23 protein-coding genes are annotated in these 20580 nt (G+C 40.4%); 14 read left to right on the top strand and 9 right to left on the bottom strand.

Annotated elements, in window-relative coordinates:
- Positions 1-60 precede the first annotated feature (60 nt).
- The 5 genes from J3U23_RS05500 to J3U23_RS05480 form a co-directional block, all read right to left on the bottom strand.
- The gene (locus tag J3U23_RS05500; protein WP_267338735.1) at positions 61-612 is read right to left on the bottom strand and encodes a DUF2815 family protein; all 552 of its coding nucleotides are present in this window, start codon (positions 610-612) and stop codon (positions 61-63) included.
- Between the two features lie 2 nt (positions 613-614).
- A complete protein-coding gene (locus J3U23_RS05495) occupies positions 615-1853 on the bottom strand; it encodes a DUF2800 domain-containing protein (RefSeq protein WP_267338734.1) in 1239 nt (412 codons plus the stop codon).
- Between the two features lies 1 nt (position 1854).
- A complete protein-coding gene (locus tag J3U23_RS05490; protein ID WP_267338733.1) occupies positions 1855-2286 on the bottom strand; it encodes a hypothetical protein in 432 nt (143 codons plus the stop codon).
- Between the two features lie 626 nt (positions 2287-2912).
- A complete protein-coding gene (locus tag J3U23_RS05485; RefSeq protein WP_267338731.1) occupies positions 2913-3248 on the bottom strand; it encodes a hypothetical protein in 336 nt (111 codons plus the stop codon).
- An 11-nt stretch (positions 3249-3259) separates the two neighbouring features.
- Complete coding sequence (locus J3U23_RS05480) at positions 3260-3901, bottom strand: S24 family peptidase (RefSeq protein ID WP_267338730.1); 642 nt, start codon at positions 3899-3901, stop codon at positions 3260-3262.
- A 328-nt stretch (positions 3902-4229) separates the two neighbouring features.
- Between J3U23_RS05480 and J3U23_RS05475 the strand changes: the two genes are divergently transcribed.
- The gene (locus J3U23_RS05475) at positions 4230-6383 is read left to right on the top strand and encodes a VapE domain-containing protein (protein ID WP_267338729.1); all 2154 of its coding nucleotides are present in this window, start codon (positions 4230-4232) and stop codon (positions 6381-6383) included.
- Between the two features lie 285 nt (positions 6384-6668).
- Positions 6669-6848 carry a helix-turn-helix domain-containing protein gene (locus J3U23_RS05470; RefSeq protein WP_267338727.1) on the top strand — a complete coding sequence of 60 codons (180 nt, stop codon included), beginning with the start codon at positions 6669-6671 and terminating at the stop codon, positions 6846-6848.
- Between the two features lie 233 nt (positions 6849-7081).
- Here the strand turns inward: J3U23_RS05470 and J3U23_RS05465 are convergent, their stop codons facing one another.
- The 3 genes from J3U23_RS05465 to J3U23_RS05455 all read right to left on the bottom strand — a co-directional run bounded on the left by J3U23_RS05465 (position 7082) and on the right by J3U23_RS05455 (position 8165).
- Positions 7082-7429, bottom strand: coding sequence for a hypothetical protein (locus tag J3U23_RS05465; RefSeq protein ID WP_267338726.1), 348 nt, complete (start codon positions 7427-7429; stop codon positions 7082-7084).
- Positions 7419-7763, bottom strand: coding sequence for a hypothetical protein (locus J3U23_RS05460; protein WP_267338725.1), 345 nt, complete (start codon positions 7761-7763; stop codon positions 7419-7421). The genes J3U23_RS05465 and J3U23_RS05460 overlap by 11 nt, the downstream gene beginning before the upstream one ends.
- 219 nt (positions 7764-7982) lie before the next feature.
- Positions 7983-8165 carry a hypothetical protein gene (locus J3U23_RS05455; RefSeq protein WP_267338724.1) on the bottom strand — a complete coding sequence of 61 codons (183 nt, stop codon included), beginning with the start codon at positions 8163-8165 and terminating at the stop codon, positions 7983-7985.
- A gap of 683 nt (positions 8166-8848) precedes the next feature.
- Between J3U23_RS05455 and J3U23_RS05450 the strand changes: the two genes are divergently transcribed.
- The 11 genes from J3U23_RS05450 to J3U23_RS05400 all read left to right on the top strand — a co-directional run bounded on the left by J3U23_RS05450 (position 8849) and on the right by J3U23_RS05400 (position 18991).
- Positions 8849-9259 (top strand): hypothetical protein, encoded by a 411-nt coding sequence (locus J3U23_RS05450; RefSeq protein ID WP_267338723.1) that lies wholly within the window; start codon positions 8849-8851, stop codon positions 9257-9259.
- Entirely contained in the window at positions 9259-9519 is a 261-nt protein-coding gene (locus J3U23_RS05445; RefSeq protein ID WP_065734002.1) for a hypothetical protein, read from the top strand. The genes J3U23_RS05450 and J3U23_RS05445 overlap by 1 nt, the downstream gene beginning before the upstream one ends.
- Positions 9520-9522: 3 nt before the next feature.
- Positions 9523-11124, top strand: coding sequence for a portal protein (locus J3U23_RS05440; RefSeq protein WP_267338721.1), 1602 nt, complete (start codon positions 9523-9525; stop codon positions 11122-11124).
- Positions 11114-11350 carry a hypothetical protein gene (locus tag J3U23_RS05435; protein WP_267338719.1) on the top strand — a complete coding sequence of 79 codons (237 nt, stop codon included), beginning with the start codon at positions 11114-11116 and terminating at the stop codon, positions 11348-11350. The genes J3U23_RS05440 and J3U23_RS05435 overlap by 11 nt, the downstream gene beginning before the upstream one ends.
- 56 nt (positions 11351-11406) lie before the next feature.
- Positions 11407-12240, top strand: coding sequence for a hypothetical protein (locus tag J3U23_RS05430; RefSeq protein WP_267338717.1), 834 nt, complete (start codon positions 11407-11409; stop codon positions 12238-12240).
- A gap of 169 nt (positions 12241-12409) precedes the next feature.
- Positions 12410-13303 carry a phage capsid protein gene (locus J3U23_RS05425; protein ID WP_065734006.1) on the top strand — a complete coding sequence of 298 codons (894 nt, stop codon included), beginning with the start codon at positions 12410-12412 and terminating at the stop codon, positions 13301-13303.
- 18 nt (positions 13304-13321) lie between these two features.
- On the top strand, positions 13322-13885 hold the full coding sequence (locus tag J3U23_RS05420; protein ID WP_267338716.1) for a hypothetical protein: 564 nt from the start codon (positions 13322-13324) through the stop codon (positions 13883-13885).
- Between the two features lies 1 nt (position 13886).
- The gene (locus tag J3U23_RS05415) at positions 13887-15899 is read left to right on the top strand and encodes a hypothetical protein (RefSeq protein WP_267338715.1); all 2013 of its coding nucleotides are present in this window, start codon (positions 13887-13889) and stop codon (positions 15897-15899) included.
- Positions 15896-16339 (top strand): hypothetical protein, encoded by a 444-nt coding sequence (locus J3U23_RS05410; RefSeq protein WP_267338714.1) that lies wholly within the window; start codon positions 15896-15898, stop codon positions 16337-16339. The genes J3U23_RS05415 and J3U23_RS05410 overlap by 4 nt, the downstream gene beginning before the upstream one ends.
- Positions 16340-16341: 2 nt before the next feature.
- On the top strand, positions 16342-16860 hold the full coding sequence (locus tag J3U23_RS05405; protein ID WP_267338713.1) for a hypothetical protein: 519 nt from the start codon (positions 16342-16344) through the stop codon (positions 16858-16860).
- 1 nt (position 16861) lies between these two features.
- Positions 16862-18991 carry a hypothetical protein gene (locus J3U23_RS05400; RefSeq protein WP_267338712.1) on the top strand — a complete coding sequence of 710 codons (2130 nt, stop codon included), beginning with the start codon at positions 16862-16864 and terminating at the stop codon, positions 18989-18991.
- Between the two features lies 1 nt (position 18992).
- Here the strand turns inward: J3U23_RS05400 and J3U23_RS05395 are convergent, their stop codons facing one another.
- On the bottom strand, positions 18993-19148 hold the full coding sequence (locus J3U23_RS05395; RefSeq protein ID WP_267338711.1) for a hypothetical protein: 156 nt from the start codon (positions 19146-19148) through the stop codon (positions 18993-18995).
- Positions 19149-19290: 142 nt separating this feature from the next.
- On the opposite strand from J3U23_RS05395, the gene J3U23_RS05390 reads away from it, so the two are divergent.
- Positions 19291-20532 (top strand): hypothetical protein, encoded by a 1242-nt coding sequence (locus tag J3U23_RS05390; protein WP_267338710.1) that lies wholly within the window; start codon positions 19291-19293, stop codon positions 20530-20532.
- The last annotated feature ends 48 nt before the right edge of the window (positions 20533-20580 follow it).

Below are 20580 nucleotides of genomic sequence, written 5' to 3'. Positions count from 1 at the left end.
TTTCCTCTTAATTTATTTAGTACATAATCAAGCGCACCTACAGATGCGCTTTGTTGTGTACTAACCGACTAGATCATCCACTGAATCGTCTACAGACAGATCATCGAAATCATCATCCGATGCAATACCTCCGCCTGTGAATGCGTCCCCGTCTTTGTAAAATTGGACTCCCGATAGTGATGCGCAAATACGTTTACCGAATTTGTTATCCATTGCCCATATATCAATAACCGCGTAAACGTAACAGCCTGCATAGATGACACCGTCGTCGGGGTTTAGCTGGGTTTTATCGCGGTTAATCACATAAGGTCGGGTTTTATTACTTGCGTTAATAAAATAGTTACCCGCAAAACCGTCGAGATCAGCTTTCAAATCGCCATCTTTTAAACATGTTTTCAATTCTGCATTGATTTTTTTAAGCACCACATCCGCTTTATCTGCCCATTTTTCTTTGGCTACTTGTAAAATGGCGCTTTCAATATCTTTTACATTCGGGTGGTTTTTAGGCAAAATAAACGTTGCGCTGAATTGCGGATCACCTTCACCGTTTACTTGTTCTGCTTTGAATAGTCGGGGGAATGCTAATCGTACGTTTTGTAGTTTTACTTTCATTATTAAATTTCCTCTTGTGTTAAGTCCGTAAAATCGTCCGCTGGTGAAATAGCTGGACGTTTATCTGATTCGGGTACTATTGTTGGTTTGCCTTCGGGGCGTGTTATGATTTCTTCCAGTTTTTTGATTCGTATTTCCGAACCTTTTAGAACTTTAAGCGCTTGTGTTGGGCTAATTAGCTTGCGGCTGTACATTTCGTCTTGTTTTAATCTGAAACTCTTTAGTGCGTTTTCGGCTTCTTCTTCGTTAGTCCATGCGCGATTACCTTGTCGGCCGACAACAAGCTTGAAGCCAGGTACAGCGTTTCCTTGTTGTAGTTGAGCTTGTACTCGGGTTTCGACTGCTTTTATCCATGACTTGATCATGGCTATAGCTTTGAATTTTTTTGCTAACGCTTCACCTTCATCGTTGTTGACATCCTCAATTACCTCATCATCTAAATTGGTAAAATCCGCGTCGATAACGTTTTCTACATGCTTGGCTAGGGTTTCACATTTACCCGCGGCTTTACAAAATCGGCATTGAGATTCACCAGCACAAAAATCATCAGCTTTACTCGGGCCGTTTAAATACAGGCTATAAGCGATCCCTGCTTTTTCTTTTAACTGTTTGCCGAAAGCGATTAGCTCTTCGGGAGTGACACTAAACTCGGAATAGTGATTTAATCGGGGTTGGTGTATGTGGATTGAAATTTTGTTTATTTCACACCCCAGGCTATAGTAGTAATACGCCGCCAAAGCATAGATGAGTAACTGTCTGTTATTTTCAGCGCTAACTCGTACACCCTTACCGTATTTGAGGTCATGTATCTGTAGTTCCCCGTCGCCTAATATAATAACGTCGGCGGTACCGAAAGATTTTTTTGGTGTGTAGCTAGTGTTCAAGGTATTGATATTGGCGCTCAAATCTAACAAATCGCTAAAATCTAACCTTTGTTCAATATCAAAAACATATAGGGTGGTCATTGAATCTTTTATACCATTTACGGTGTCAACATAGCTTTGAACCGCTTCTGCCATTTCTTCATCGACATCAATGTCATTTACCGCAGTTTTCATCCCAATTAATACGCTGGCTTGTTTACCAAACTTAAAGCAGTATTCTGCTAGCGCATGAGCTGTTGTACCTTCGGCAGCGTATGCGGAACTTTGATCCGGCTCATCTTTACTTAGCCATAAAGATGCGGGGCATTCAAACCACATGTTTGCCGCAGAGGGGGATAGTAGGGCATGGTCTGTCATGTTACACCCCGGCTATTTCCACGATTCTATCGTTAATCGCTTTGAGAAAGTTGGTCCTTTGGTCTTCAGTCACATCAACCGCTTTAGCTACTTTAAACTGTGCCAGCACATTAATGGCCGCACCTCTGTCCATTTTTGCCAGTTCGACAAAACTTTTGATAGTTTCTTGTTCGGTGGGAACTGTTTTTTCAGCAGGGGCCGATTTTACATTGGGGGCTGCCGGCGTCGGTTCAGCTTTTTGCTCTTCCTTTAGCGTATCTTCGATCTGTTTCACTTGCGCTAATTTAGCTGGTTTTGGTAGGGGTTTTTGCTCAGGCTCAGGCTCAGGCTCAGATTTTGCTTCAGGAGTTACGTTAAATTTTCCTGATAGGATTAAGTCTCGTAATGAGATTATAGCCTGGGTGTTTTCTTGGATAGCTTGTTCTAAGGACATTTTTTATACTCCGTATACCATTAATATAATTAAGATCGCGCACACAATGGCTAATATATAGATACTACGATTTTGGTGTCGGGTTCTTTCTACGTATTTAGGTTTGCGTACGGCCTGCGTATGTTTTAATTTTTTTGCTGTTAAATCGTGCATTGTTTTTATTCCGTTTTTATTTATTTTTTAGGGAAGCCGATTAACTTAAGGGAGTAAATTTAATCGGCTTGAGGGTGGCAGATTATTACAAGTAAGAGTTATCGCGCGATGGAGTAGGGTATCAAGCCCCCCGCGCGCATACCTAATGGAGAAGGTAACACTTGTTTCCCTACTTGCTGGCCCCATCTGCCGAGGGTTGAGGGGGTTGTTTTTTCATCATGATGTACGGTTCTCGTTGAAAGCCGTACAGCATGAAGGCCGCCCCTTTTTAAAAGACGGCTTTATATTTGGCTTTTCCTGATTGTTAAAGAGCTAAATATAATTCATTTTTGAATTAAAAATTTATTTATGAATATATATTATGCGTTGATGTATTTATTGTCAATTCAAAAATGAATTATTTTTTTGAGGGGCATAAAAAAACCTGCTAAATGCAGGTTATTATTTTGAATTTTATTGAGAATGTTTTTTTTTTATTTTTTTGTTAAAAAAGCAATTATGTCTTCGTCAGCTTCGATCTTGCTCATATTATAGTTTTTACCGTAGAGTTTATTGCATATATAGTTTAGTTTATCTAACACACTAGCCCGTTTTTCTAAAAGCTGTATTATGTAAAAAATAAGCGCCCCCGTTATCATAGTAAACACCAGCATAAGGCCAAAGCTTTCGTATGGCTCAACGAGAATATAATAGAGCGAAAACGCACTAGAAATTGTAACAAACAATAAATACTTTTTTATATCGCAAGTGTGTTCGTATTTTTCTTGCGTATATCTATGTAACTTAGATACCATATCTTCTCGATCCATAAAGCGGCTCCCTAATCAAAGCGTAAACTTTCTTTTGCTATTCCGGCAACATAGTGTATGCGATCTATATCGGATTCATTAATCTTAATTGGTGGGTGTTCCTCGTTAATCGAGATGAATGTTGCTACACCCCCCCGGGTATAGAGATATGTTTTTACCATCACTTTACTATCTGCTGTTACAACCAAGACCTCATCCCCTGGAATGTATCGATGATTTGGTTCTACCACTACATACTCACCATTTTTTATTCTAGGCATCATTGAATCGCCTTTACATTTTAACGCATATGCATCTTTATCGGTTGTTGGCCAATATATAAAGCCGTCGCCTGTTCCAACTGGGTATTCCATTCCTGTCCAAAAACCTCCATCGCCCAACTGGGCGTTACCAACGATGGGAACTGAATTAAAGTGTATTTTATGATTTGTAGGTATGCTGGATAAATCTTTTTCCACTAAGTCCGATACTACTACACCAAAATAATCTGCTAATTGTTTTAAATTAATATATTTCGGGTCTTTAACATCTCCAGCAAGTAACCGATGTAACGTTGGCTGATGTATTTTTGTAAGCCTAGCCAATTCAGTTACATTTAAAATTCCTTTCTCACTCATCAAATATTTTAAGTTCCGTATCACGTTATCAATCATTTTATAAACCTCTTGATTATTGTCTATTTGCGGTGATTACAAATTTAATTCATTTATGAATATTGTAAAACCTTTAAAAATGCATTACAGTATTATTTTCTATTCATTAACGAATTGGTGACAATTGTGAAACATCCACAAACATTATTAAAAGAGATTTTAGCCTTGGGGTTTACACAGCATGAAATATCCATACATACCAAGGTACCACAACCAACAATCAGTAGGCTGTTAAACGATCCAACATGTAATCCGAGGTGGCAAACCGTAGAGGCTCTGCAGTCGTTTTTAGATACCGTTAACAAGTTTGATGACGAGAATATTTAATATGAAAATATATGGAGCATCACCAGATGACTGGTTACATTTTGATTTAGCGCTTGGATTGACCGAAGATCTGCTACCGGTGGTATCAAATCCCGAAGCGGATATATCGAGCAGCAGCACATTAAAATCTCTTGGTAAAACGCCGTCGCGTTATAACCGGGAGGGTAAAGTTGTTGGTTTTCCAAGTTGGACTAACCACATCACAATCCCAAAACAAATAGAAACTTGGTCTAAAAATAGCGATTATGGAATTTGTATACAGACACGCAATGTACGCGCGATTGATGTTGACGTATCCGACCCCGCTATAGCTGATTATGTGAAATCTGCGTTAAGAGGTTACATTGAAACGGTCGCAGGGGCGCCATTATGCTGTCGATTTCGAGCTAATAGCAGTAAGTTTTTAGTCATGTTTAAAATGCCCGGCGATTTTACTAAACAGATTATTAAAATCGACGAGAATAATATCATTGAGTTTTTAGCGAACGGGCAACAATTTATTGCGGCTGGTACCCATCCAAGTGGCGAACGCTATCAATGGGAAGGGGGGCAGCCATGGAATATACCTACGTTGGCATCGGAACAGTTTAACCATATATGGCAAACAATAGCCCATGTTCTCGACGGTAAAATTATTAGTTCTCGAGTAAATAAAAATAGAGATATCACCCAAAATCAAGGTATTGCAGAAGACGATATTACACAATATTTAGATGAAAACTGGAATGTATTACGTATTGGTGATGCGGGGGAACGTTATATCGAATGCCCGTTTTCTGATACCCACACAACAGAGTCCAACGAAACCGCAACTGCGTATTTTCCTGCTGGTACCGGCGGGTTTGATCTGGGGCATTTTAGATGTCTACACGCACATTGTATGAATAGAGATGACGGCGATTTTTTAAATGCTATCGGTTATCGCTCGCGGGATTTCGATGTTATCCCCGTGCCGGAGGGCGAAAAACCGCTACCGGCTTTCAAACGAGATAAAAACGGCAAGATAGAATCAACTATTAACAATGTTTATCTTGCTGTTCAGCGTCCGGATATTTGCCAAATTAATATTAAGTTTGATCAGTTCCGCGATGAAATTATGTTTACCCCGTTGGGTAGCGACCAATGGCAAACATTTACCGATGCTGATTACTCTCGATTACGAATTGGCCTTGAAAAAGGAGGCTTTAAACAGATCGGAAGGGAGTTAATACGAGATATTGTTTTATTAGTCGCTGACGAAAACCCTTTTGATTCGGCAACAGAATGGTTATCACGATTAGAGTGGGATGGCGTGCCACGTATTAAGACATTTTTATCTGATTATTTTAACGCAGAATCGTCAGAATACACGGAGGCTGTTTCGTTATATCTGTGGACAGCGCTAGCCGGTCGCGTTCTCAAGCCGGGGATAAAAGCGGACATGGTACCAATTTTAGTTGGCGACCAAGGTTGCGGTAAATCAACAGGGGTGGCTGCATTGTCTCCGAGTCCGGATTATTTTTGCGAGGTGTCATTTGCAGAAAAGGATGATGATTTGGCAAGAAAAATGCGAGGTCGTCTGGTCGGTGAAATAGGGGAATTGAGAGGATTACATACCAAAGAGTTAGAGAGTATAAAGGCTTTTATCACTCGTACACATGAAAACTGGATACCTAAGTATAGAGAGTTTGCGACTCAGTTTCCACGGCGTTTAGTTTTCGTTGGTACAACAAATCAAGACGAATTTTTATCAGATGATACCGGCAATCGTCGTTTTCTACCTGTCCGTGTTAGTAACGTTAATGTAGAGGGCATTAGACAAAATCGTGAGCAGTTGTGGGCGGAAGCTAAAAAGCTGTTTTCTGATAGCGGTATTCAGTTCAGTGTGGCTGAACAGTTGGCGGCAAGAGAGCACGATCAATATATGATTAAAGATGCTTGGCAAGAAACGGTTAGCAGATGGCTAAACGAGCCTGATATCACAACAGGGGAAAAGCCAATTGATAAAAAGTATTTGCGTTCAGGGGACGTTCTGCGATGGGCAATAGGGCTGGACCCGAAAAATGTAGGTCGTCGTGAGGAGCTACGGATCAGTAAAACTTTGCAAAGTTTGGGATATAAAAAGACTGTTGTTAAAGCTGAAGGGAAGGCGTTAAGGGCTTTCATACTAGTGTAACCGTTACGCTTAAAAAAAGAGAAGCGTAACCTTTTTCCCCTTCTGCTATATGAATAGTTACACTAGTTACACTAGTTACACTTATGTATTAAGTGTATGCCCAGAAATGACTATATAGGGGGCTTCAAAGCATATATAGGAAACGGTATGTAACTAGTGTAACCGGGGAGAAAACGATCACACAGTGATGCCTTTTATTACGTGCTTTTCAGCACGGTTACACTTTAAAAAGTGATCACCTTATAAATATCTAACTTGCAAAATTTTGCAAGCCGAGGATGAAAGATGCAAAAAATAGATTGGTTTAAGATTATTAGTGATTTAAAAAAAGCGGGAGTCTCCGGCAGGGAGATAGCTAGACGGCTAGACGTTAGTGTATCGACGGTTGTAATGTGGAAAAATGGGTCATCACCCAGTTATGAAAAAGGGGTTAAGTTGATGCAGATGTGGGAAAGCGTAAAGTAATTATTTTTTTCTTCTTACAGAGAAAATTTAAACAGAGAGGTGCAAAAAGCAACGGCATTTATGGGTTAACCCCCTAAATGCCGCGGTGGTAACCGCTTATCCAGCGGTAATTAATATATAGTAATTTCACGGTTCTAAACCGCTTATTCAGCGGTAATTAATATATAGTAATTTCATATTTCTAAACCACTTATTCAGTGGTGGGTATAGCATAGCTTTAATTAAATCAAATTTCAATCAAAATTAAAAATTTCTTTCCCAATTTCTGACATTTCTTTTCTATAATCAAAGAAAATAGCTATAACATCATTAATAAATTCTTGCTCAAAGTCGAAAACTTTAATGTCATTAGCTTGTTGAATACGAATATAGCTAAGCAAACCGCGCACAAACGCACTAAAAACCTGATCAGGCATTATTTGCCTGTTTGGTTTATCTGCATTAATTTTAGACCACCTGTTTATTTGGTTTTTATTAACGTGATAAACATTACCAAGTTCAAAAATACGAATTACCACATCAGGCTTTTTACACAAACCAGTCAACTGTAAAAATCTATTAAATATAAAATTAGTATCCATGATTTAACCACACTTTCAAGCAAGTAGCATCTCGAGCTACACCCTTGCTCTTAACGCTAGATGTTCCAACTTTCACCCATCTGTCACCATTAAGCTCGAAAACTTCAAATATTGTGCTAAACACACCATTTAGTCTTACAGCCTCTTTTGACTTGATAGCATATTGTTTTTCAATTATTAAATCATCATCAGATTTTTCAAAATTGACAGACTGTCTGTGCCAATCAAAACCACCTAAAGCATTTTGCTTAAGGCAATATGTTGTTACAAGATTCCCTTTTTTATTGTTTAAAGTGATGACTTTCTTTTCGACGCGGATAGATTGATTTGACATTTTGTTCTCCTTAAACAGAAGTAAAGTAAGTGATAATAAACATGCCTATTCGGCGTTAAGTTAAATATATTAAATAATATATTCGAACTATTGTCAACTACTATTTTTTGACATTTTGTGCTTTATCTATTGAAAAAAACATAATTTCCATATAATTCAGCCCTGTTTTTATCTTTCTTCTCGCGCGCGTGCGCGCGTTTAGTGATAAAAAAGCTCAGATTACAGGGCTTGTTTTATAAAAAGCTTAACGGCTTCCGTAATCAGTTTGGTTTGAGAAATATTAAGCTTTTTTGCTGTAGATTGTATTAGCTCTATATCGTCAACGTGAAGCTTGAAAGATTTAGATTTAATTCCTCTTTTTTGATTACTGCGTTCGTTAATTTCAGCACGTGTTAACGCCATAAATCACCTTGATTTTAAATCGCTAAATTGTTATATTTAAGGTCGTCGGTGGGGTTGCACCCCCACCTTCGATTGATGTTAATAAATTGGTAAAGACACCAGCAATATTACTAACACCAAGAGAATTAAGATATACCGCATCTTATTCTCTCCTTGTTTGCCCCAGCCTAGGTTGGGGTTTACCTTATCAACTCCATGTTGATGTTGTACATTGTAGGTGTTCCTACTCACCATGTCAACTCTTTAAATTCCGATTGATCACTTTTTAATCTACAAATGCGGTATTTTTGCGGTATTTCTAGAATAATTTAACTATATCTAATTAATTTATAATCATAATTTATTTTAATTAAATTCCTGCTGAAAACTTCAATCAACAAACGATCGGGATTATGAACATCTACATATGATATAACCGACCTGCAAATTTCAAATAACAAGCAGGGTTATGATTAGGCGCATCGATTGGACACAATTAATTAACGACATATTGAATAGCGATCGTGCTGTTTCAATTAACGTTATCGCGCGTAAAGTCGGAGTTCATAAATCGTCGATTGTTCGTTTACGTACGTGCGAATCTGAGCCGCGCTATCACACGGGCGAGGCGCTGATCGCGCTCTGGCGTAAAAAAACTAATCAACCCGCGACTAACCCACCTACATTAAGATTAAGGCAACACAATGGCAAATAAAAAAAATATTCAAATTCCTGGCGCACCGACTGACGAACAAACCACAGCGCAGAAAAATCTAGAAGACATCGAAAATCGAGCGAAAAATATCGATGATGCTATCGAGCTAAACAAATCAATAATTGCTGACGATACAGCATCACAAGATGAAAAGGATCAGGCGCAGATTAAATTAGATGCGTTACTCGATGCGAAAACGTTAATTAATTCAACGCTCGAAGAAGCACAAAAAGCGTTGGACACAATCAAAGCTCAGGCGCAAATTAAAGCCGCTACAGTTGTCAAGACGGATTTGTCAGCCGTTAATATCACTAAAGCACAGAGTAACATAATCACGGGTGAGCATATCAAACTCACAAAAAATGGTTATGTTGTCAACGCACAAAAAGGGGATAAATAATGAGCGGAGGCGGAATCGGTAAAATGTTTGGTAAGGTACTTGGAGGTATTTTTGGGGGCGGAAAAGCACCTTTAAAAATCGTCAACAACACCACACCAGCACAAGATACAGCGCAAGAAGAAGTTGATAATAAACAAAAGATTACAAATGCAGCGCTAGCGCGTAAAAAAAATCGTAGTGTTTTAAGTACTGGGGCAACTAGCATGGATTCAAGTTCGGGGGCTGTTGCACAGTCTGCTAAAAAACTGTTGGGCGAATAATAAATGTCTGATAATCGAATAGCTCATAAAATCATCGAAAGGGCGGATAAGATGCGTGGTGAACGCGCATCGCTCGAAGACGTGTGGAAAGAGTGTTATAAATACACGTCGCCGCTCCGCGCTTCCGGACTGTCGGGTAATGTATTTACTGCTGATCAAGCCAAAGATGATGTAGCGGAACTTCTAACAACAGAGGGTACCCGCAGTGTGCGAGATATCGCATCTATCATAGTTGGGGGAATGACACCGGCAAATGCTAAATGGTTTGAGCTTGTTATTGATGACGTAGAGCCGGATGAAACAGACGCATTAAAAAAAGCCTCGGATATTATATTTGAGAAGATACATGCGTCTAATTACGACAGCGAAGCCGTCGAGAGTATGACTGACAATGTAATCGCGGGGCAATCTGCAACATACATTACAGATAACGAGGACGGCACCGGTTACAGTTTTGAACAATGGAATCTAGCGGATGTATTTGTCGCGTCAACACGTCGCGACGCAGTTATCGATACTGTTTATCATTGTTATTCGATGACCGCAGAACAAGCGGTACGCGAGTTTGGTAACGATGTTAGTGACAAAATCAAAACAGATGCCCAAAAGCGACCGAACACTATCTACAAATTTATACATTATATCGCGCCGCGTACTGACTATATTCCGGGTTCTCCGTTTAACAATGCGTTACCGTTTTTGAGCTATCACATCGATGTAGATAGCAAGAAGATTATTCGTAATAGTGGGTACCACGAATTCCCGGTCTGTTTTCCTCGTTGGCAAAAACAAAAAGGTAGTGCGTACGGCGTTGGGCTGGTTTACGATGCATTGCCTGCTATCAAAGAATTAAACGAGTTAAAGCGTTTAGAAAAATTAGGTTTAGGTATCGCCGCGGCGGGGATGTATACAGTTCAAGACGATGGTGTAATTAATCCTAGCATGTTGACGATAGGACCGGGCGAGATGATCACCGTAGCATCGACAACGGATAGCATTAGACCTCTTGGATCTGCTAGTAATTTCAATGTTACATTTTCACAAGAAGATAGACTGCAAAACGAAATACGTGCAGTGATGATGGCGGATCAACTCCCGCCGGTCGATAGCGGTGTTCGTACTGCTACAGAATTTCATATCAGATTACAGTATTTACGTCAGTTACTCGGTCCTGTGTTTGGTAGGCTGAACTCTGAATGGTTACAAGTGTTAGTTTTACGCTGTTTCGGTATAGCGTTCCGTAACGGCTGGTTCGAACTGCCGCAAACGCTATCAAATAGAGCGTATACGGTTAAATATCTATCGCCTTTGGCGCAAGCACAACGTGAGTCAGAAATAGTATCGATTGAGAGATTTATTGGTCAAATCGGCGGGGTAATGCAGATATCGCCTAATGTGGTTGATAATGTTGATATCGACGAAGTTGTAACACAACTGGCGGAAAAACAAAGTGTTACCAGCATTCTACGCAAACCGCAAGAAGTTAAAAAAATTCGAGAGGAACGGGCAAAAGAAATGGAAGCTCAGAAACAGCAAGCAATGCAAGACCAGTTAAATATGGTAGCGGCATCAGAACAAGCGAAGGCGCAAGCAAATGAAAGATAAAAAAAATAATATTTGTTTTGATTACGAAAAGCTATTTGGGTTACCCCATTCCCCGGGCGGTATTATTCTCGATGATTTACTCCGACGGTTCAGTCATGCCAACGGTGAATTTGTCGCGAACGATGACGGGGGAAGGCAAACCGCATACAACTTGGGGCAAGCGTCCGTAATTAAATATATTTTAATGCAATTGAATATTGCAAAACATAACACAGAGGTTGAATAATGTTTGAAGGTTACGTATTACAAAATATTGATGTTAACGGTGGTGATGCTGGGGGTATGCCCGCCGCGGATAGCGTGCAAACATCGTTGGCTGATGTTGTCGCTATTTCAAGTAATAGCACACAAGGGGAAGAAAATAAAACCCCGGAAGCATCTTTACTGTCAAGCAGTAGTGAAACACCAGAGGGGGAGCTACCTTTCCCTGAAAAATTTATAGTGAAAAAAGAAGATGGAACAATTGATACTGAAGCGTCAAGCCGTAAACTTGCCGATGGTTACAACCATTTAGCTAAAAAGATGGGGGAAACCGGTGGTGTTGTCCCTGATTCGCCTGATGGTTATAAAATCGATTTCAATGCTCAAGAACTTGGATTACCTGAAAGTATCACCCCAGAATTAGTACAGAACGATGCGGACTTTAAAGCGTTTGCACAAGATGCTCACAAAGCCGGATTTACTAATGAGCAGATCAACTTGATTGCTGAACGTTATGCTACTGTAGTCCAGACACTAGTAAATCGTCGAGATGAGTACGACATGACCTTATGTCAAGAAGCTTTAGCGAAAACATGGGTTACCCCCTCGGAGATGAACAAAGGCATCCAAAATGCGCAAAGAGCATTTAATCGCTTTGCATCAGACGAGGATAAAGGTTTAATCGATATCATCGGCAACAATCCTATTGTTGTACGGTTATTGGCCAATGTAGGTGCGTTGATGAAAGAGGACTCCCCAGCTCGGGATGTACAACCATCAGAATCTCAGGAGACCATACGATCGATAATGCAATCTCCGGCTTATCTAGATCCGAAACATCCAGATCATACAAAAGCAATTAATCAGGTAGACCAATACTACAAAAAAGTATACGGTGATAAAGAACATTACTAAATCGGTGCGAAAACGCACCGCTACCGGTGATACATTCCTAAAAAACTGGACCCAACGGCGGTTGGACACTCCACGAAGAAAAGCACTTAGCGCTTAGCCGACCGCGTTAAGTTTTAGAGCCGCTAACGCGATAACTCTTTTTTCGGTGTATTTTTTAGGATATATAATAATGTCTTTTACAACTAATCAAAATAAAATTACAGCGGCATTTGTAGAACAATTCCATGATACGTTTGAAATTCTTTGCCAACAAAAAGAATCTCGTTTAGCAAAAACGGTACACAATAGAGGGCAAATTAAAGGTAACACATTCACAATTAATGATATGGGTAGCCTTGAAATGCGAGAACGTACACGCTTTGGCGATACGCAATGGGATTTACCTGATGCTGGTGTGCGTCGTGTAACATTACGAGACTTTGATATAGCGGTGCCAATTCCTCGTGGGGACGAGCATAGATTGTTAGCGAGTGTTCAAAGTGATTATATGAACAATTGCCTTTCAGCATATCATCGTAAAGCTGATGAAATCATATATAACGCATTACTCGGCTCAATCCCTCGTGTCAATGAATACAACGGCACTGTAACCGATGTTGTCTTACCTAATTCACAGATTATTACTGCGGGCGGTAGCGCTAGTCTTAAAGATAGAGTTATCGCGGCTAAAAGTATTTTCCGTGCAAACGAGTGCGACGAGCAAAACGGTGAAACACTTTATATTACTTACGATCCGTCGATGTTAACTAAGATTCTAAGTGACACTACGTTAACTAGTGCTGATTATTTGAGCGTTAGAATGCTGCAGGAAGGTCAAGTTGTTAATTGGTGTGGGATTAACTGGATTCCTTACAACAAATTATTACTTAGCGCCGATGGCTCATATAAGCGTGTAGCTATGTACACAGGTACTGCGGTGCACTACGGTCAAGGTTCTAACTATGAAGTTGATATCGGTAAACGTCGTGATAAGAACAACACGACACAAATCTATGTCGATGCTTCAATGGCGGCGGGTCGCGCTAACGAACAAAAAGTCGTAGAAATTCAACTAGCAGTGTAATTTGAGAAGGGGGCGGCGATGTCATCTAAAATTAGTATTTGTTCAGGTGCATCCCTATTAGTGGGCGCCGCTCCAATATCAGATAGTAACGATAGCACCACACCAGCAAGGTTAACGATAAACCTTTTTGATGACGTACAAGACGATCTGTTACGTGCGCATCCATGGAGTTTCGCAACTAAGCGCGTTAAGTTATCGCCTTTGGTTAGCACTCCTCCTTACGGTTATAAGTATGAATTTAATAAGCCACCCGACATGTTACGCTTGCTAAGTATAGATAGTTTATATGCAGGGCGAGATTTTAAGTTAGAAGGTGGCAAGATTTTAGCTAATGTTTCTGCATTAGATATATGCTATGTGTTCCGCAATAATGATGTAGGTACTTGGCCTCCTGATTTTGTTAATGCGGTAAAATATGAGCTGGCATCACAAATTGCTTATCCAATTGCCAAATCAGATACATTAAGGCAAACCTTAGAACAAAAAGCACAATATAAACTGATGATTGCTAAAGCTAATAATGCGATGGAGACCCCTTCGCAACGTTTCAAAGGCAACCCATTATTGCAAGCGAGGTATTAATATGCCTGCGCAAGTTAGAGTTGTTCAAACAAGCTTTTCTGCTGGTGAAATATCGCCAGAGATGAGAGGCAGAACAGATACAGCCAAACATCAAAACGGGTTAAAAAAATCTGTTAATGCCGCTATATCGCCGTTTGGTGGAGCAATTCGTCGTAACGGTTCTTTGTTCATTAACAACGCAAAATATAGCGATAAAGATTTAATTCTGATTAAATTTGTATTTAGCGTAGATCAATCCTACATGCTTGAACTTGGCGAGTATTATATGCGTTTTTATATTAATGGCCATGTGATAAGGGACCGAAATGGGCATATTTACGAAGTGCCTACACACTACAAAGAATCGGATTTAAAAGATATTAAGTATACTCAGCGTCAAGATACCATGTTTTTAGTGCATGGTGACCATCCTGTTATGGAATTAAAACGTTATGGTGATGATAATTGGACGTTGAAAGCGGCTGTTTTTGATCCTGTGCCATTCGAAGAAACCGTACCAACACCCTATGCCTATCTAAAATTCGCCACAACAGATAAGGAAGTGGATAAATCGGTAACGGTTACAAGTTTCAATGATGACACATGCACAGCTAAACATTATGGTTTTACCAATTCTGATATAGGCGCCCGCATATCGGTTAATAGTGGTGTGCTTAAAATTACCAACATAAGCGATGCTAAAGATGGTAAATATTGCACGGCTACAGGGAAAATAGTTTACGCATTATCTTCAACGATTACTGCTATTCCAAATTCATGGACGATTTTACATCCGGGGTGGAGTGCTGAACATGGGTACCCCTCCGCTACCTATATACATCAACAACGATTAATCTTTGCCTCATCTAAAAAATTTCCGCGGAAAATTTGGATGTCAGCAACAGGCAACCCTTACAATTTTGATACGGCAGATAGTAGCGATGATGATGCACTTTCTGTCGGTATTGATGATAATCACGGTAATAAGATTATACATTTAGCGCAAGATCAGGTATTGCTTGCGCTTACTGCAGGTAATGAATTTTCAATTACTGGTGGGTACGAGAACGGCATTAAACCAAACAATATTAATATCCGGTTACAATCCGCTTTTGGTTGCTCGCATGTCCGCCCGATAAATGTTGATGCTTCAATGTTGTTTGTTCAGCGAGCAGGTAAACAATTAAAAGCGGTATCTAACGGTGGTTATTATGGCACTGATGTCGAGTGGATGACGTTATCAGAAATTTCGCGACATTTACTGACAAGTGGCATCAAAGCGATTACCTACCAACAAGACCCTAATTCTATGATTTATGTTGTGTGCAACGACGGCACGATCGCCGCACTGACGTACAATTCAGAACAAGAGATTGCTGGTTGGGGGGCTTTTGAAACTGAGGGGCAATACCTCTATGCATGTTGCTTACCAGATAAAACAAAGGATGTTGTTTATACCGCGGTCCGGCGGATCATCAACGGACAAAAAACTATAACTATAGAAATTTTTGATCCAGAGCTAAACACAGATTGCGCGATGTCAGGTTATGACGCTAACGGTTCAAACATTTGGCACGGTTTTAATCATCTTGAGGGCCATACTGTTTCTGTTGTTGCTGATGGTGTAGTTATGCCTAACCAAAGGGTGGTTAACGGTACAATAAACTTAAATCGTGATGCGGTATCTATTGAAGTTGGGCTTAATTATAAAACTACTTTAGAACTTTTATTTCAAGATTTCCCGATCAACGCAGGGACAATTGTAGGCTCCCGATTAACACTAAGTGACGTAACTTTTAGATTTCATAATACTCGGGGGGCGTCAGTATATCTTTACGGCCCAGAAAGTGGGCAAGTAATCACCTCTCGTAAATTTGGTAAGGACCTGTTAGATACAGCCCCTCCTGAATTGGAATCCTCGGTGCAACTTAGCTCTATCGGTTGGGATATTAACGAAATCAACATAACTATTGAACAAGATCAACCGCTACCGTTTCATTTGCTAGCGGTTTCTTATGTGGTAACTTCCGGATGATTAAAGAAGCGACATTATTTGATTTACCGAAGGTTTTCGAAGTTAGCAAAGAATTATATGCAACTGCGATAAACCACCAACAGGTATATACATGGGATGATGAAAGCGCGTTGCTATCCTTAAAAATGCTTATTACTAGCGCTAGATCAACAATATTAATCGATGAAAAAAACGAAAATATAACAGGTCTTTTGATAGCTAGTTTATCAACCCCACCCGCAGGTAACAATTTAATCGCTAATGATATAGCCTTTTTTGTTAAATCGGGGGGAACTACTGCGCTACGATTGATTAAAAAATACGAGGCATGGGCGAAATCAAAAGGCGCAACACATATCGAATTAGGGGTCTCTTCCGGCGTGAATACCGATAGAACGCTAGCAATGTATTCTTGCCTTGGTTATGCCCCATCATCAGTTACGTACATTAAGGAGATTTAATTATGTCTTGGTGGTATTGGGCGGCAAAAGGCACCGCTGACACAGCAAAATATCTAGGTGATTTTGTCGATTACAAAACACAACGAGGGTTATTAAAAGCCCAGGCAAAAATGTATGAGCAAAACGCTAAAAACGCGTTATGGGAAGGCAAGCAAAATGCCGAGAAAGTTTTTCGCGAAGGCGAACAAGCACAAGGTAGCGTCGTACAGGATTTCGGGGCATCGGGTGTAGATGTCAATAATTCCCAAACGGTGGATGACACACAGCGAACGTTACAAAAAAATATTAACGATGATGTTTTTGCGACAATGTATAGCTCAGCGGCTGAAGCGAATCAGTATATGATTAATTCCAAAATGGCAAAATATAATGCTAAAAGATTGAGAAAAGGCTTTATTTTACAGTCCATTGGCACATGGGCCAATAATGCGGCAAATGCTATGTCTGCATCAAGCGTTATGGGAGGAGGCGGTGGTGGAGCCGCTGGTGGCGGTGGTGGCGGTGGCGGAGGAGGTGCATAATATGGCAAAGATTCCAGCTTTCGGAAATTTACAACTCAGCGGAGGTAACACTACCTTACCTAGCAATGTTGTTAGTATAGGTCCTGGTTTGCATAAACTCGGAGAAGGGTTAGATGCGGTTGCCAATTTCATGTTACAAAAAAAACGAGAGGATGATCAGCTTCAATACCAAAAAGCATTATTAGATTTAGATACTTTTGGAAATGATGAATTGAATAATCCTGATAGTGGCTATCGTAATCTTAAAGGTGAAAATGCGTTAAATGAAGCGGGTAACTATAACCAACGCTACGAAGATAAAATAAAAGAAATTCGGGAAACACTGAAAGGTAATTCTTTTTTAGATAAATTTGATTTGCAAACCCAAGATATGCATACCGCATATAGCCGGCAATTAATGCTTCATGAAAGCCAAGAACAATCAGCCTTAGCATTGAAAACAATGCAAGCCAGTATAGACTTGGCCATTACTAATGCTCAGAATCTGCATGGCGATCAAACGTCATTGAAGATGGGATTTGACAACTTGCTAGTTCGTTTAGATCAGTTTGCCCAAGAGCAGGGGATGCCAGAGGAGTTACGAAAGGCACAACGTGATCAGATAGCCCAACAATATTTTTCAGCGGCATTAGATGGCTGGGTTGCTCATACGGAGTTAAGTAAAGGGAGCTTTGCTTCTCTTGCGGCAAAAATGAAGAAGTCGTTTGCATACAACCAACTTACCGAAGTAAACAAAGCTAAGTATATGCTTAAGGTGGATAGTCTAATCAAGCATCAAGGTAACGGGAATAGGGATAGTTTAAGCCTTGATTTGACGAATGCGAAGGCGATGCAAGAAAGAGGTATTACCGCACCAGATATTCCACTTAGCCGATTCAATGCGGTTTTCGGGAAAAAAGGACAACAAGCCTATGATGCTTATCAAGATGGGCAAACTTTAGCGCGTAATATCAGCGCACTGAAAAGTATGCCGAGTAAGGATCTTTTAGCTTTTACCGAGGAGGATATCCTACAAGGGGATAAAGCATCGTCAGATTTGACAGCAGATCCGAGTAATCCTAATTTTTATCAGCGCCTTGAATTGCAAAAGATCAGGGCTAGAGCGGCCGCAATATTATTAGATAAACGGAGTAAAGATCCAATTGCGGCGGCACAGCAAGCGGGCGAAGTAAATAATCTAGAATATACACCGGAGGGTGTACGAGCGCGAGTAGTCCAGGCAAACCGAATTAGTAAAGACTATGGTACTGAATTACAAATCTTTTCAAGCGCAGAGGCGGGTAATTTATCTCGTGTATTAGAAGATGCCAGCGCAGATCAACAGTCTCAAATTTTGAAAATTTTTTCAGAGGCAACCGACGGCGATGACAAAGCTTATAATACTATTTTGAAATCTGTTGGTTTAGAACATCCTGGGTTTGCTGTTGCCGGTGAAATAATTAATAGCCCCGCTGGAAGAAGAGTCATTGTTGAAAAAAACATATTTACTGCGGATGAAGTAAGGGATAGGCAGACTGTTGCGAACTTTATATTGAAGGGGGCCGACGCCCTTAAACCTTCTAAAAAAGGTGATGCGTCTATCAAGGGTGTTACACTACCACCTAAATCTCTTGAAGCGTTTGATACGTTAACGGATGGACTTTTCGCTGGCGATTCGAAAGTTAGACAGCAGGTATATAGCGCCGTGATGGATTACTACATAGGTAAATCCATATCTAACGGTACCTATTCCAATACTCGAGAAATAGATGATAGCCTGCTTAAAGAGGCGGTAAGCGCTGTAGTCGGTGAAAAATCGACAAAGTACAATGTACGTATGCCTTGGGGGATGTCGGAAACATCGTTTAATAATTTAGTTAACTTTCAATACCAACAATATGCAAAAGATAATGGTTGGACCGAAACTGATAACTTAAAGCGCTACAACATAGACCCAGGAGATCCGTATGGTTTGACGCAACGCCCCCTTGAATCGAGGTTTCAACTAGTCCCAAGCACTCGTTCAAAGGGCTTACCAGATGGTAAGTACTTTATTAAAGCAGGAAACGGTTTCTTATCTGATAATCAAGGTAACCCTGTAGTCATTGATGCGTTGGATGGAATTAAAGCAATAAAGGAAATCCCAGAATGATTTACGAAAAATTGTACCAAGAGGCTAAAGCTAATCCTGTAGATTTTTTTGAATACGAGCCTACTTTAACTGAAGACATTAGGTATTCGGCGGTAAGTGTATTAACGGGTGCATATACAGGTTTGCTGGCGAAACCTTCAACCGCTCTTGGCAGCATGATTGTTTATCTGTCCGAACGAATAGATGGCGTGTTGGGCCGCGAAGATGACAGCGGAACAACTGAATACCTAAAAAATTCATTGGCGGCTACCGTAAAGCACATACACATAATGCAGGAAACTGCACAAAGTAGGGGGCGTTTGACAGCAACCCTATTCTCTATGTCCGATATATTGGGTTCGTTTGCCGGTGCGGGAAAATTTACCAAGGGGGTAGGTGGGGCGGCATCGTTAGCTGGTGCTGTTCAAGGCTATGCTGATTATGAGCAAGGTTTGGCCGAAGGGTTGGACAGGGGTACCGCTGCTGAAAAGGCGGCAATAACAGGTGGGTCTGTAGCACTAGGTGGGTATATACCGTTATCGATGGGCTTTAGATTTTCACCTGCTACTAAAGCGTGGGTTGAATCACAAAGCAGGTTAGGTAAAGTTTATGCATATGGAAATCTAGGTTTACATGATGTTATGTACACCGCGGGGGCTAACGTTGCTATAGGAGTCGGGCAACGTGGTTTTACCCATGATTTGCTGAAGGCTCATGGTTACAACCAAATGGCAGATCAATATCAAGCGTTAGATCAAGAAGCCCTGATAATTGATGCCGGGCTCGGTATGATTTTCGGAGGGGCGGCAAAATATGCTGAACTTAGACAACAACGTTTTGTTGATGCTCTTCTAGCAAAGAATAATCAACGACATCAAAACGATGCTGCAATGGGTATACCGACGGATGTTGAATCTTTAAATATGCATGACAGGGCGTTAAATAAAGCTTTCGATGATATGATCAATGACCGCCCGGTGAATGTCGATGCCATTGTTAAAGAGGGACATTTTATTCTCAAAGATGATGTAGATTGGCATAACGTGGTATCCGATGCTATCGCTAAGCGTTTTCCTGATGACGCTATGTATTATTCAAAAAACGGTACACCAATACCCGCCCGATTGGTTGATGAAATCAAGCAAGAGCTTATCAATAAAAGAAAGCTAACCAAACAAGATAAGCGTGATATCGTCAGCCTTAACAATGGTATAGTTCCGCCACATTTAACGCATAAAGTAAGCTCTAAAATCGATATTAAAGCTAGCGAACTTGAGGAAACTTTCAATATATACCAGCGGGCTGAAACGATGAGCGATGTCGAGTTTAACGCATTAAAACATAATAAAGCTTTTGTAGAGGGTAAGACTTCTACAGATGCTATCGAGCAAATCTTGAAAGATAAACCTGATATGCAAATTAATCACATTGATGAAAACGGCATAGAAAGCTTTGTTAATGTGAAAGATTTATTAGAAACCGCTAATAATGAAGTAGCCAAAGCTCACGCTGATAAAAAACTCTATGATGCCGCAGTGGCATGTATGTTAAGGAATTCGTAATGCGACAATGTTATCAAGCTGTAATTAACGCGGCCACGGGGCGCAATT

Origin of the sequence: Gilliamella sp. B3367, assembly GCF_026536825.1 — a bacterium.
Classification (GTDB): Bacteria; Pseudomonadota; Gammaproteobacteria; order Enterobacterales; family Orbaceae; genus Gilliamella; species Gilliamella apicola_E.
The sequence above is the reverse complement of the archived record's forward strand: the minus strand, read 5'-3'. Positions and strand labels throughout refer to the sequence as shown.

Excerpts from the sequence above, each read along its gene's own strand:
- J3U23_RS05415 (WP_267338715.1), top strand. The coding sequence starts at position 13,887 with ATGCCTGCGCAAGTTAGAGTTGTTCAAACAAGCTTTTCTGCTGGTGAA.
- J3U23_RS05460 (WP_267338725.1), bottom strand. The coding sequence starts at position 7,763 with ATGTCAAATCAATCTATCCGCGTCGAAAAGAAAGTCATCACTTTAAAC.
- J3U23_RS05395 (WP_267338711.1), bottom strand. The coding sequence starts at position 19,148 with ATGCTGCCAAGAGCGGTTGAAGGTTTCGCCAGCAAACCTGTATATGCA.
- J3U23_RS05445 (WP_065734002.1), top strand. The coding sequence starts at position 9,259 with ATGAGCGGAGGCGGAATCGGTAAAATGTTTGGTAAGGTACTTGGAGGT.
- J3U23_RS05500 (WP_267338735.1), bottom strand. The coding sequence starts at position 612 with ATGAAAGTAAAACTACAAAACGTACGATTAGCATTCCCCCGACTATTC.
- J3U23_RS05485 (WP_267338731.1), bottom strand. The coding sequence starts at position 3,248 with ATGGATCGAGAAGATATGGTATCTAAGTTACATAGATATACGCAAGAA.
- J3U23_RS05425 (WP_065734006.1), top strand. The coding sequence starts at position 12,410 with ATGTCTTTTACAACTAATCAAAATAAAATTACAGCGGCATTTGTAGAA.
- J3U23_RS05440 (WP_267338721.1), top strand. The coding sequence starts at position 9,523 with ATGTCTGATAATCGAATAGCTCATAAAATCATCGAAAGGGCGGATAAG.
- J3U23_RS05450 (WP_267338723.1), top strand. The coding sequence starts at position 8,849 with ATGGCAAATAAAAAAAATATTCAAATTCCTGGCGCACCGACTGACGAA.
- J3U23_RS05480 (WP_267338730.1), bottom strand. The coding sequence starts at position 3,901 with ATGATTGATAACGTGATACGGAACTTAAAATATTTGATGAGTGAGAAA.
- J3U23_RS05430 (WP_267338717.1), top strand. The coding sequence starts at position 11,407 with ATGCCCGCCGCGGATAGCGTGCAAACATCGTTGGCTGATGTTGTCGCT.
- J3U23_RS05435 (WP_267338719.1), top strand. The coding sequence starts at position 11,114 with ATGAAAGATAAAAAAAATAATATTTGTTTTGATTACGAAAAGCTATTT.
- J3U23_RS05405 (WP_267338713.1), top strand. The coding sequence starts at position 16,342 with ATGTCTTGGTGGTATTGGGCGGCAAAAGGCACCGCTGACACAGCAAAA.
- J3U23_RS05490 (WP_267338733.1), bottom strand. The coding sequence starts at position 2,286 with ATGTCCTTAGAACAAGCTATCCAAGAAAACACCCAGGCTATAATCTCA.
- J3U23_RS05410 (WP_267338714.1), top strand. The coding sequence starts at position 15,896 with ATGATTAAAGAAGCGACATTATTTGATTTACCGAAGGTTTTCGAAGTT.
- J3U23_RS05420 (WP_267338716.1), top strand. The coding sequence starts at position 13,322 with ATGTCATCTAAAATTAGTATTTGTTCAGGTGCATCCCTATTAGTGGGC.
- J3U23_RS05400 (WP_267338712.1), top strand. The coding sequence starts at position 16,862 with ATGGCAAAGATTCCAGCTTTCGGAAATTTACAACTCAGCGGAGGTAAC.
- J3U23_RS05455 (WP_267338724.1), bottom strand. The coding sequence starts at position 8,165 with ATGGCGTTAACACGTGCTGAAATTAACGAACGCAGTAATCAAAAAAGA.
- J3U23_RS05470 (WP_267338727.1), top strand. The coding sequence starts at position 6,669 with ATGCAAAAAATAGATTGGTTTAAGATTATTAGTGATTTAAAAAAAGCG.
- J3U23_RS05475 (WP_267338729.1), top strand. The coding sequence starts at position 4,230 with ATGAAAATATATGGAGCATCACCAGATGACTGGTTACATTTTGATTTA.
- J3U23_RS05495 (WP_267338734.1), bottom strand. The coding sequence starts at position 1,853 with ATGACAGACCATGCCCTACTATCCCCCTCTGCGGCAAACATGTGGTTT.
- J3U23_RS05465 (WP_267338726.1), bottom strand. The coding sequence starts at position 7,429 with ATGGATACTAATTTTATATTTAATAGATTTTTACAGTTGACTGGTTTG.